Raw genomic sequence first — 11,561 nt, 5'->3', positions numbered from 1 at the left:
TACGCGGGAATTCAGCAAGGATATTGAACGATTAATCCTTCCGGAAATGTAAGAAAAAAGCAGCGCCGCTGGATGGACGCTGCTTTTTGCAGATGCTGATCGTCCTGATCAGGAGCGGGTACGCTCGAGAAACTGCCTGGTGCGTTCTTCTTTCGGGTTGGCGAACAGCGCCTTGGCTTCGCCTTGCTCCACGATCACTCCCTTGTCGATGAAGATCACCCGGTTGGCGACGTCCCGGGCAAAGCTCATCTCGTGAGTGACGATGACCATGGTGCGGTTCTCTTCAGCCAGAGCGCGGATGGTGGTCAGCACCTCGCCGACCAGCTCCGGGTCCAGAGCCGAGGTCGGCTCGTCGAACAGGATCACTTGCGGCTCCATCGCCAGCGCCCGTGCAATCGCCACGCGCTGTTGCTGCCCGCCGGAAAGGCGTCGCGGGTAAGCGTCTTCCTTGCCGCTCAGGCCGACCTTGGCGAGCAGCTTTCTGCCCAGCGCCTCGGCGGCTTCGCGGGCCACCTTCTTGACCACCACCGGACCTTCGATGACATTTTCCAGTGCGGTGCGATGCGGAAACAGATTGAAGTTCTGAAACACGAACCCGACCTGCTGACGCAACTGGCGGATCAACCCCTGTTGCTGGTTCATGGAGCGGGTGCCATCAATCTCGATGTCACCGACCTTGATCCTGCCGCTGTCAGGCGTTTCCAGCAGATTCAGGCAGCGCAGCAGGGTGGTCTTGCCCGAGCCGCTGGGCCCGATGATGGCCACCACTTCCCCGGCTTCGATACGCAGATCGATGCCCTTGAGCACCTCATTGCCCTTGAATGCCTTGGTGAGTTTTTCAACCACTATCATGTGTCAGGTCTCCAGATCGTGCCGGTTGACCCTGGCTTCCAGCTTGTTTTGCAGGTGCGAGAGCGCCGTGGCAAGGATCCAGTAGATCAGTGCAGCGGCCAGGTACATGGTGAAAATTTCGAAGGTGCGTGCGGTGATCAACTGCGCCTGACGGAACAGCTCCGGCACCTGGATGGTGGCTGCCAGCGCCGTGTCCTTGACCAGCGAGATGAAGCTGTTGCCCAGTGGCGGCAATGCGGTGCGTGCGGCCTGCGGGAGGATCGCCCGACGCATGGTCTGCCAGCGGGTCATGCCGATACTGGCCGCGGCTTCCCACTGGCCGCGCTCCACCGAACTGATGGCCGCGCGCAGGATTTCGCAGGCGTAAGCGGCCATGTTCAGGGAAAAACCGATCAGCGCAGCGCTCAGTGGTTCGAGCTGGATACCCAGCTCCGGCAGGCCGTAATAAATCACGAACAGCTGCACCAGCAAGGGCGTGCCGCGAAAGAACGACACGTAGAGGCGTGCTATCCAGTTCACCGGTTTGATGCGCGAGAGGCGCATCAAGGCCAGGCCGAAGCCCAGCAGCAAACCGAAAAACATCCCGCCAATACTGAGGAAGACAGTGTAGTACGCACCCTTGAGGAGGAAGGGCGCGGAGTCCAGCGCGAGCTGAAGGCTCTCTTCAATCATTTGGTGACGTCAGCGTTGAAGTACTTTTCCGACAATTTCTTCAGCGTGCCGTCGGCACGCAGCTTGTCGATGGCCTTGTCGATGGCCGCCAGCAATTCAGGCTCGCCTTTGCGCAGGGCAATGCCCGATTCCTGGCGGGAGAAGGCGTCGCCTGCAGGGACGAGTTTGTTTTTCGTTTTGGCAGCCATTTCCAGGGCGGCCAGACGGTCAACGAGGATCGCATCGATACGACCTACACTCAGGTCCTGGATCTTGCTCGGATCATCGTCATAGGTTTTGACGATCGCGCCCGGAACATTCGCCTTGAGCCATTCCTCGTAGTTGGTGCCCAGGCCCACACCGACCTTCTTGCCGGTCAGGTCTGTGGCTGTCTTGATCTTGTCTTGGTTCGTCTTCAGAACCAGCGCCTGAATGCCGGACACGGTGTAGGGCTCGGAGAAGTCGTACTTCTTCTTGCGCTCGTCGGAGATGGTCACCTGGTTGATCACCACATCCAGACGCTTGGAGTCCAGAGCGGCCAGGATGCCATCCCATTTCGACGGCTGGATCTTGGCCTTCACGCCCAGTTCCTTGGCCAGCGCTTCGGAAAACTCGACTTCGAAGCCGGTGAGCTTGCCGCTCTCATCGACGAAGCTGAACGGTGGGTAAGTGCCTTCCAGGCCTACATTGAGCGTACCGCTGTCCTTGATTTTCTGCAGTTGCTCGCCAGCCATGGCTTGCCCGGCGATACCGGCATTGAGCATCAAGCCCATTGCCGAGAAAAGAAACGTACGACGAATAGCGGAAATGTTCATGCAAGCCCCTTGTTGGTATGGAAGTGTCTGGCCATTTTCTGACCCGACTCAAGCAACTTCGTGCTGATTATTCAGCTTTTTTTCAGTCAGTTACGTCAGGTGTAAGGTTAAGCGTTGTGGTCTGCCGGGCGCGACTATATAGCCATCAGCTTATGAGGAAAAATAACAAAAAAAGTTATTTTCCCTCCACAAAAGCATAAAGGACCCGTTGGCTGAAACGTCACTGGTCGAACGCATCCGGATAGGCAAACAGCGCTGGCGCACCGCCGGTGTGCAGAAAGATCAGTGGGCCGTCGTTAAAGCGTTGACGACCGATACCATCGAGCAGACCGGACATGGCCTTGCCGGTGTAGACCGGGTCGAGCAACAGCCCTTCGTGGCTGGCCACCAGCTTGATGGCTGACAGCGTGCCGGCATTCGGTTCGCCATACCTTGGCGCGAAATACTCATCCCACAGTTCGACCTTGAAGTGTTCGGGCAACGGAGCGCCGAGCAACTCTGCGGTGCGCTCGGCCAGGCCCTGAACCTTGGGCAGCTGTGCTTCTTCACTGCGCGACACGGTCACGCCGATGACCGGCAATTGCGGCAGCTCGTGAGCCAGAGCCAGCGCCAGACCGCTGTGCGTGCCGGCACTGCCGGAGGCCAGAACGACGGCAGCAAACTCGATGCCGGTCTGCTTGATCTGCTCGGCCAGTTCCAGCCCCGCGCGCACATAACCCAGCGCCCCCACCGGGCTCGAGCCACCGATGGGCACCAGATAAGGCTTTTTGCCGCTGGAACGCAGGCGTGCTGCCAGGGCGTGCAGTTGCTCGTCGGCGTTGTCGAGGTTTTCCACCAGCTCGACCTTGGCATCGAACAGCTCCAGCAGCAGGCGGTTGCCGTTTTTCAGGTAACTGGGGTCTTCGGTGCCGATGGGGTTTTCCAGCAGCGCCACACAGCCCAGGCCCAGGCGCGCGGCCAGCGCTGCGGTCTGGCGGACATGGTTGGACTGGATGGCCCCGGCGGTGATCAGTGTGTCGGCACCCTGGGCCAGCGCATCGGCGGCCAGGTACTCGAGTTTGCGCACCTTGTTGCCGCCCAGGGCCAGCGTCGTGGTGTCATCCCGCTTGATGTAGATATCACGATCTGCCCAGACCGACAGGCGCTCGAGCTTTTCCAGAGCCGTTGGCGCGCTGATCAGGTCCAGGCGATTGAAGCGGGCAAGCTGATTTTTGATCATGGTGGTCGATAAGCCGTGTAAAGAGTCAGCGGACTATAGGCAGACGTTTCTCGCACGGCAACTTATCTGTGCGCACGGCTCTCTTCGCGTATTCCGACAGAAATTGTTGTTTTTTTCGTCTGAATGTTTGCCGTAGAGTGGCAACAGCAGCGGCCCGTACTGTCGGTCGCCACCCTTCACATCAAGGAGAGTCAAGCGTGAGCGATATTCCAGAAGCGTCCGCCGACGGCCGCTCCAGCCACTGGCAGTTGCAGCGCATCGTCAGCCAGTTGCGCAGCGCGCGTGAAGACTGGCGGGCTCGCAACAGGCGAGTGAGCGGTGAACACGGTGGGCGTGAGCTGCCTTCGCGTGCGGCCATGGGCGAGATTCTTGAAGCCTTGAGCGGCGCACTGTTTCCGATGCGTCTGGGCCCGGTGGACCTGCGTGAGGAAAGCGAGGACTTCTATGTCGGCCATACGCTGGATGTGGCGCTCAACGCACTGCTGGCTCAGGCCCGGCTTGAATTGCGCTACGTGGCCCATCAGCAGGGCGGTGACCTGAAGAGCATCGATGCGCGAGCACTCGAGCTGATCCAGGGTTTCGCCATGGCCCTGCCGGGTATTCGTCTGTTGCTGGACACCGACGTGCTGGCCGCCTATCACGGCGACCCTGCGGCGCGCAGTGTCGATGAAGTGCTGCTGTGCTATCCCGGCATTCTGGCGGTGATCCACCATCGGCTGGCGCATTATCTGTATCGCGCCGGCTTGCCGTTGCTGGCGCGTATCAGCTCGGAAATCGCCCATTCGGCGACCGGTATCGATATTCATCCGGGTGCGCAGATCGGCCCGAGCTTCTTTATCGATCACGGAACAGGCGTGGTGATTGGCGAAACCGCGATCATCGGCGAGCGGGTGCGGATCTATCAGGCCGTGACCCTGGGCGCCAAGCGCTTCCCGTCGGACGAGGACGGTCAGTTGCAAAAAGGCCACGCACGGCATCCAATCGTTGAAGACGACGTGGTGATCTATGCGGGTGCGACCATTCTGGGTCGCATCACCATCGGCAAGGGTTCGACCATCGGCGGCAATGTCTGGCTGACGCGCAGCGTACCGGCAGACTGCAACCTGACCCAGGCCAACCTGCTGCAACAGGACGACTGCAGCCGCAAGTAGGCGACCTTCGCGTCAGATCACCTTCACCGCCCGGCCGATGAACTGAATCGGCCCGGTGGGTTTGCCGATTGGCGAGCCAGTGGATTTCTCCAGTGTCAGCTCGAACAACTGGTTGGGTTGCAGCGGCGGCAGTTTATCCAGCGGCACATGCAGGCTCTCTCCCGGCTTGACCAGCCCAAGCGAAACCGGGCCTTGCCAGTCGTCACCCTTGGTCCAGAACTCCAGCGCCTTGTCGGTCGGAACCTCGAACACGCCCAGCGGGATAAGCTGTATTTCCTGCGGGTTACTGGCCTGCACGACCCAGCCGGGAGCCTTGTCCTGCGGTCCTACGAGGACCACCAGATAAGACGGTTGCGCCGGTGCGCGGGTCAGCAGCGTCATGCCCAGTACCAGTGAAGCAGCCAGGCCTGCTCCGGCCAGGCCGCGCCAGATCGACAGGTTGTCCCACCAGCGAACGCGCGGTCTTTGCGGCGTGCTGGCAGGCGCGGTCATGTCCAGCAGGTTACGTTCGATACGATCCCACAGGCCGGGCGAGGGCATCACCGGTTCGGCTAGTTCGGTCAGGGGCAGCATACGCTGTTCCCAGGCATCGACGGCGGCCTGCAGGTCGGGCTCGCGCGACAGGCGACGCTGTACGTCGAGCCGCTTCTGCGCCGAGAGCGTGCCGAGTACATACTCGCCCGCCAGCTCGTGAATGTTGTCGTCTAAAGGCCGGGTCATCCCATGCACTCCCGCAAAGCCGTCAGGCTACGCTTGATCCAGGCTTTGACCGTCCCCAATGGCGCGCCAATTTTCTGCGCGATTTCCTGATGCGAATAACCGTCCACGTACGCGTGAAAAACACAGTTGCGTCTTACCGGCTCCAACTGCTCCAGGCATGACGTGATCCGTCCTGGATTGACCTGCCAATCGAAGGCATCGCCGATTTCCTGCCAGCCTTCCAGTGTCGCCTGTTCATGATGATCTTCACTGCCGTCGTCCTCGACACGCACTTCGCGAGCCGTATTGCGCAATGTGTTGAGCGCCAGGTGGCGGGTCACGCTGAAGATCCAGCCACGTGCCGAACCACGCGAGGCATCGAAGCTGGCCGCGTGGGACCAGATTTTCAGGAACGCGTCATGCACGATGTCTTCGGCCAGCGCGCGGTCACGCACCAAGCGCTGAGCGACGCCGAGCAACCGGGCGCTTTCCTGTTGATAGAGACGCTGCAAGGCCTGCTTTTCACCGCGAGCGCAGGCCTGCAACGTCGCTTCGTAATCAAAGAGAGATTCGTGCGAAGACAAGATGATCCGCCATCAATGGAAGACTACTGCCTCGTTGACATCACGAGGCTCCCGCGCAGCAGCATAGACCACTGGCTGCGCAGTCACCCGGTGAATGATGGCTATCAGCTCGCAGTCCAGAACAGGTAGTCAGCCTGATACTTGACCACTTCCTTCGCGCCCTTGTTGCTCTCTGCGCAGGCTTTGGCCGGGGCAACGCCGCCTTTCAGGGCTACACGCTGAATGTACGTGACGCCGGTCATTGCGCCCTTGCCTTCGGCCGGGTTGGCCTTGACCAGCTGGTACGGCAGGTTGCCAGCGCTCGAAGGGGCCACGGCGACTTGAGTGCCGGTTATTTTGGAACCGTCTTTGGCTTCCCAGGTGGCAGGTGGGCCGTAGTAGGTGCCGACCTGTTTGCCGCTCTTGTCGTTGAGCACTGCTTTGGGACCGACGAACGCCCACTCCATTTCGTTGGGCATGTTGGCCTTGGCGCGGCACTCGTAGGTGATCTCGCCAACCCCGGTGGTTTGCATGCCGACCTTGTTGCCAGCCGGCACACGGACGCTTTCGGGGAGGTCGGTCTGAGCCATGGCAACAGACGACAGGCAAGTGAAGGCCAGAGTGGTACCAGCAAGGCAGAGCAAGCGTTTTGCGTTCATGCAGAAATCTCCAGAAGGTTTAACCGCGCTCAGCAACTCGAAGTGGCTGCTGAATGTACTACCCGCGAGAAACCCATCTGGATGCAGTGATTTGAAAATATTTTTCAGCGCCGGCTGAAACGGCTGCGCAGCAGCACAATCCCGGCAATCGCGGCCAGACCCGAGCCGATCAGTACGCCGACCTTCACCTCGTCGATCAGGTGTTGCGAGCCGGGGAACGCCAGGTTGCCGATGAACAGGCTCATGGTGAAACCGATGCCGCACAGAATCGCCACGCCGTACAGTTGCACCCAGTTGCTGCCCTCCGGCAACACCGCCAGCCCGGCGCGGATGGCCAGCACAGCGGCGAGAAACACGCCGATCTGCTTGCCCACGAACAGCCCCAGCGCAACGCCCAGCGGCACAGGATCGACCAGATTGCCCAAGGTAATGCCGGCCAGCGACACGCCCGCATTGGCAAAACCAAAGATCGGCACCACGGCGAAGGCCACCCAGTAGTGCATCTTTTCTTCGAGGAACAGCAGTGGCGAGCGGGCTTCTTCCTCGGGCTTGCCCATCGGGATGCACAGCGCCAGGGCCACACCGGCCAGCGTGGCGTGCACGCCCGATTGCAGGACGAAGAACCACAGCAGCGCGCCGAGCAGCAGATAGGGCAACAGACGGCGCACGTTCAAACGATTCATGACGATCAGCGCCGCCAAGGTCACGAAAGCGGCAGCCAGCATCGGCAGGTTCAGACCGGAGCTGTAGAAGAAGGCGATGATCGTCACGGCGCCCAGATCGTCGAGGATCGCCAGCGCGGCCAGAAACACCTTCAGCGAGGTCGGCACCCGATTGCCGAGCAGCGACAGCACGCCGAGGGCAAAGGCGATGTCGGTGGCTGCCGGTATCGCCCAGCCGCTCAGGGTCTGCGGATTGCCCCAATTGATCGCGATGTAGATCAGCGCAGGCACCAGCATGCCGCCTGCCGCTGCAAAGCCGGGCAGGGCTCGTTGCCCCCAGGTCGCCAGACCACCGGCGAGGACTTCACGTTTGATCTCCAGGCCGACCATCAGGAAGAAGATCGCCATCAGCCCGTCGTTGATCCACAGCTCGACCGAGAGGCCCAGCCAGACGCTGTGCAGGATCGAGAAATAGCCGGCAGAAAGAGGCGAGTTGGCAACGATCAATGCCGCCAGCGCAGCGGCCATCAACACGATGCCGCCGGCTGATTCGGAGGCGAGGAAGCGTGCGAGGACGGCAATGCCTCTGGGCGTTTCCCGGTTCGGAACTTGAGTCATGGTTGTCCTTGAAACGAAGCACTTTTTTATCGTAATGCCAGGAATGCGGTTACTGGCCTGTGGCAGTGAGCTCAATCAGGCAGCAACGGCTGGCGCGAGGCGATTGCAGTTCGACTTCGAGCAGACCGCCAGCATTGTCCACCTGAGCGCAATCGTGTTTGCCAAGAATTTCCCACGGCTGGCTGTCGACGCTGATCGCCACTTGCTCGGCCATACTGAACAGCACCAGGGTGCTGGCAGAGCTGAACAAGCGTTGCGGGTGACGCACGTCTATCCAGTGCAGACGTGCAGTGTAGCGGTGTGGGGCGTAGATCAGGTTGAAATCGCGAATCGGCCCGTCCAGCAAGGTGCAATTGACCTGGCTGTCACCGCTGAATGCGAACGGGTCCGATGGCAGCAGCGGACGACTGCTCAGACCATCCACGTCCAGCGTCATGCCCGTGCCCTGCAGGACGGTGATGATGCGTTGATAACCGGCGAACACCGAAAAGCCGCCCGAGGTTTCGATGTCGGCAATCGACAGCCGCCAACCGAAACCGTCCAGATCCTGGCCGGCGTCGCGAGCGATCTCTTCCGTGCTGCCACCGCCGTTTTTCCACGGCATGCGCGGGTAGTCGACGGCGCGCAAAATGCGGGTCTGGCTCATTTGGTAAAGCGTCCTTCCAGGCGATGACGGGAGCCGGGGTGGATCAGGCGCGCAGCGGTAACCGGCTGACGACCAGACCAGGTCCGACGGCGAATCAGCAGGCAGGGCTCACCCGCCTCAATCTGCAACAGCCTGCATTCATCGGCTTCGGCGAGAATCGCCTCGACCACATGCTCGCCTTCGGTGAGCGGCGCAACCTGCGAGAGGTAGGCGTAAGGCGTCTGCAGGGTAAAGTCCTGCCGGAGGTAGTCCGGAGCGACCTGGGCGTTCACGAAGCGGTCCTCGATCTGCACCGGGATGTCGTTCTCGTAATGCACGATCAGCGAGTGGAAAACCCGCTGGCCTTCGCGCATGTCCAGCGCCAGGGCGCGCTCGGAGCCAGCGGCTTCCTCCTTGAGGACCATGACCTTGCAAGTGTGGCGATGGCCGCGCGCGGCAATCTCGTCGGCAATGTTATGCACTTCGAACAGCGCCGACTGGCTCTTGGGCTCGGCGACAAAGGTGCCGACGCCCTGCATGCGCACCAGCAGGCCCTCGGCGGTCAGCTCGCGCAGTGCCCGGTTTATGGTCATGCGGCTGAAGCCCAGTTGCGTCACCAGTTCGCTTTCGGACGGCACACGGTGATGCGGCGGCCAGGTGCCGTTCTGGATCTGCAGAGCGATCATCTGTTTCACGCGGGCGTACAAGGGTGCGGGACTTTCGCCCATCTGGGCTGCCAGGGAAGAAGCGGCGGGCGGAGTCGACACGTGGGAGTCCTTGTTGTTCGAGACGGTGTTTTCGAGCGCATTCAGACGCTGCAAAGCGCTCACGCTAACCATTAACCTGCTGCTCGGCAAGCGTGCAGGCGGTTTACCGGCCGCTGAAACGTCTGTATATGTATATACAAATTACAGTGATGAGGTGTGAAGTCAATGTCAGCCTTCTTTGCCGAGCGCGCGTTACTCCCCGACGGCTGGGCCAGCAATGTGCGTCTGGAGGTCAGTCAGGACGGTATTTTGACTCGCGTCGAGGCCGATGCCGCTCAGCAGGGCGCCGAGAAAGTCAGCGGGCCTTTGCTGCCTGGCATGCCTAACCTGCACTCCCACGCGTTCCAGCGTGCAATGGCCGGGCTTGCGGAAGTGGCCGGCAACCCCAACGACAGTTTCTGGACCTGGCGCGATCTCATGTATCGCCTGGTGGGGCGCATCAGCCCGCAGCAGTTGGGCGTTATCGCTCGTCAGCTGTATATCGAGATGCTCAAGGGCGGCTACACCTCGGTGGCCGAATTTCATTACGTGCATCAGGACAGTGACGGCAAGCCCTATGCCGATCCTGCCGAGCTCGCGCTGCAGATCAGCCAGGCGGCCGGTTCGGTCGGTATCGGCCTGACCTTGCTGCCGGTGCTGTACAGCCATTCCGGCTTTGGCGGGCAGGCACCCAACGAAGGCCAGCGGCGTTTTATCCACAGCACCGACAGCTATCTGGATGTGCAGGCTCGTCTGCGTCCGGTTCTGGCGGCTCAGCCTGCCCAGCAACTCGGTCTTTGCTTCCACTCGCTGCGCGCGGTGACGCCGCAGCAGATCAGTGAGGTACTGGCTGCCAGCGACCGGCAGTGTCCGGTGCATATTCATATCGCGGAGCAGCAGAAGGAAGTCGATGACTGCCTGAGCTGGAGCGGTCGGCGCCCGTTGCAATGGCTGTATGAAAACGCGCCTGTGGATAACCGCTGGTGCCTGGTCCATGCGACCCATGCCGAGGCGGATGAAGTGGCTCTGATGGCGCAAAGCGGCGCGGTGGCCGGGTTATGCCTGACCACCGAGGCCAATCTCGGCGACGGGATCTTTCCGGCGGTGGACTACATTGCTCAGGGCGGTCGCTGGGGGATCGGCTCGGACAGTCACGTCTCGCTCAGTGTGGTCGAGGAACTGCGCTGGCTGGAATACGGTCAGCGTCTGCGCGATCAGCGCCGCAACCGGCTGTATCGCAGCGATCAGCCCATGGTTGGCCGCACGCTATATGACGCTGCACTTGCCGGTGGCGCGCAGGCATTGGGGCAGCAGATTGGTACGCTGCAAGTGGGTCAACGCGCCGACTGGCTGGTGCTGGATGGCAATGACCCGTACATCGCCACGGCCTCGGAAGACGCCATCCTCAACCGCTGGCTGTTCGCCGGCAGCGACCGGCAGATCCGCGACGTGGCGGTCAACGGGCGATGGGTCATACGTGAGGGGCGACACGCCGCAGAACAACAAAGCAACCGCGAGTTCGCGCAGGTGTTGAGGGAATTGCTCGGCTGATGCAAGAGAGGACGCAGAGCACTCGGCGTTATCCACGAGTCCGCTTCTGATTCTGGCCGCAGGCCGTGGGAGCGAACTTGTTCGCGAAGGGGTCGGAAAGCGTTCTGAAATTTATCGTTCGAACGACCGTCTTCGCGAACAAGTTCGCTCCTACCGGGCTTAGCCAGAATCCCGATTCGGTTACTTCTCGCCCTTGCCGATCTTCGAGTCATCCTCGCGCCAGATCAGGCGTGAGGTGTCGTAGCCTTGCTGGCGGGCCTTGCTCAGCATGTCTTCCCTGACCGATGCGGAGACGGTCGGTGTACGCGACAGCAGCCACAGGTATTTGCGATCCGGGTTGCCGACCACGGCGGTACGGTAGCCTTCGCTGACGTCCAGAATCCAGTAATCACCCTTGGCGACGCTGGGCAGCAGGCGCGAGAACCAGTTGTCGAACACAACCCACAGCTTGTCGGTCTTGCCCGCAACCTGCGGCGAAGCCGTACCCGTTGCTTCTTCCCACTTGCCTTCAATCGTGCGGCAGCGGTTGGTCACTGCGATGTTGCCGTCGTCCTTGAGCGTGTAACGCGCCTCGGACTGAGCGCACTTGCGCTGGAAAAACATCGGCAAGCGGGCGATCTCGTACCAGGTACCCTGATACTGCTTGAGGTCGACGCTACCTACAGTCTTTGGCTCGAGGTTGTCAGCCGAGTGGGCAAAACCGATGGCCAAAAAGCTGGCCATGACACAAATTCCAAAACGTACCAGTAC

13 protein-coding genes are annotated in these 11,561 nt (G+C 61.0%); 2 read left to right on the top strand and 11 right to left on the bottom strand.

Features of this window, described 5'->3' with window-relative positions:
• Positions 1–108 precede the first annotated feature (108 nt).
• The 4 genes from tcyN to ACW55A_RS14245 form a co-directional block, all read right to left on the bottom strand.
• Positions 109–852 (bottom strand): L-cystine ABC transporter ATP-binding protein TcyN, encoded by a 744-nt coding sequence (tcyN, locus tag ACW55A_RS14260; protein WP_004409156.1) that lies wholly within the window; start codon positions 850–852, stop codon positions 109–111.
• A gap of 3 nt (positions 853–855) precedes the next feature.
• On the bottom strand, positions 856–1,524 hold the full coding sequence (gene tcyL, locus ACW55A_RS14255) for a cystine ABC transporter permease (protein ID WP_455808290.1): 669 nt from the start codon (positions 1,522–1,524) through the stop codon (positions 856–858).
• Positions 1,521–2,318 (bottom strand): cystine ABC transporter substrate-binding protein, encoded by a 798-nt coding sequence (gene tcyJ, locus ACW55A_RS14250; RefSeq protein WP_065350837.1) that lies wholly within the window; start codon positions 2,316–2,318, stop codon positions 1,521–1,523. The genes tcyL and tcyJ overlap by 4 nt, the downstream gene beginning before the upstream one ends.
• Positions 2,319–2,538: 220 nt before the next feature.
• Positions 2,539–3,537, bottom strand: coding sequence for a D-cysteine desulfhydrase (locus tag ACW55A_RS14245; RefSeq protein WP_187809457.1), 999 nt, complete (start codon positions 3,535–3,537; stop codon positions 2,539–2,541).
• Between the two features lie 197 nt (positions 3,538–3,734).
• On the opposite strand from ACW55A_RS14245, the gene epsC reads away from it, so the two are divergent.
• Complete coding sequence (gene epsC, locus ACW55A_RS14240) at positions 3,735–4,688, top strand: serine O-acetyltransferase EpsC (protein WP_003432332.1); 954 nt, start codon at positions 3,735–3,737, stop codon at positions 4,686–4,688.
• 12 nt (positions 4,689–4,700) lie between these two features.
• Here the strand turns inward: epsC and ACW55A_RS14235 are convergent, their stop codons facing one another.
• From ACW55A_RS14235 to hutC, 6 genes are all read right to left on the bottom strand, one after another.
• The gene (locus ACW55A_RS14235) at positions 4,701–5,408 is read right to left on the bottom strand and encodes an anti-sigma factor (RefSeq protein WP_455808289.1); all 708 of its coding nucleotides are present in this window, start codon (positions 5,406–5,408) and stop codon (positions 4,701–4,703) included.
• Positions 5,405–5,971 (bottom strand): sigma-70 family RNA polymerase sigma factor, encoded by a 567-nt coding sequence (locus tag ACW55A_RS14230; protein ID WP_003365926.1) that lies wholly within the window; start codon positions 5,969–5,971, stop codon positions 5,405–5,407. The genes ACW55A_RS14235 and ACW55A_RS14230 overlap by 4 nt, the downstream gene beginning before the upstream one ends.
• A 104-nt stretch (positions 5,972–6,075) precedes the next feature.
• The gene (locus tag ACW55A_RS14225) at positions 6,076–6,609 is read right to left on the bottom strand and encodes a DUF3455 domain-containing protein (protein WP_003365928.1); all 534 of its coding nucleotides are present in this window, start codon (positions 6,607–6,609) and stop codon (positions 6,076–6,078) included.
• Positions 6,610–6,713: 104 nt separating this feature from the next.
• Complete coding sequence (gene nhaA, locus ACW55A_RS14220; RefSeq protein ID WP_455808288.1) at positions 6,714–7,889, bottom strand: Na+/H+ antiporter NhaA; 1,176 nt, start codon at positions 7,887–7,889, stop codon at positions 6,714–6,716.
• Between the two features lie 49 nt (positions 7,890–7,938).
• Positions 7,939–8,535, bottom strand: a complete 597-nt coding sequence (locus tag ACW55A_RS14215; protein ID WP_046718835.1) for a HutD/Ves family protein — start codon at positions 8,533–8,535, stop codon at positions 7,939–7,941.
• Complete coding sequence (gene hutC, locus ACW55A_RS14210) at positions 8,532–9,344, bottom strand: histidine utilization transcriptional repressor HutC (protein ID WP_003414206.1); 813 nt, start codon at positions 9,342–9,344, stop codon at positions 8,532–8,534. The genes ACW55A_RS14215 and hutC overlap by 4 nt, the downstream gene beginning before the upstream one ends.
• A gap of 102 nt (positions 9,345–9,446) precedes the next feature.
• On the opposite strand from hutC, the gene ACW55A_RS14205 reads away from it, so the two are divergent.
• Positions 9,447–10,811 carry a formimidoylglutamate deiminase gene (locus tag ACW55A_RS14205; RefSeq protein ID WP_044308736.1) on the top strand — a complete coding sequence of 455 codons (1,365 nt, stop codon included), beginning with the start codon at positions 9,447–9,449 and terminating at the stop codon, positions 10,809–10,811.
• A gap of 180 nt (positions 10,812–10,991) precedes the next feature.
• Here the strand turns inward: ACW55A_RS14205 and ACW55A_RS14200 are convergent, their stop codons facing one another.
• Positions 10,992–11,534 (bottom strand): lipocalin family protein, encoded by a 543-nt coding sequence (locus tag ACW55A_RS14200; protein WP_498811358.1) that lies wholly within the window; start codon positions 11,532–11,534, stop codon positions 10,992–10,994.
• Positions 11,535–11,561: the final 27 nt, after the last annotated feature.

This window comes from Plantibacter cousiniae (nom. nud.), assembly GCF_977070315.1.
This window is presented reverse-complemented; position numbering and strand designations above follow the sequence as displayed.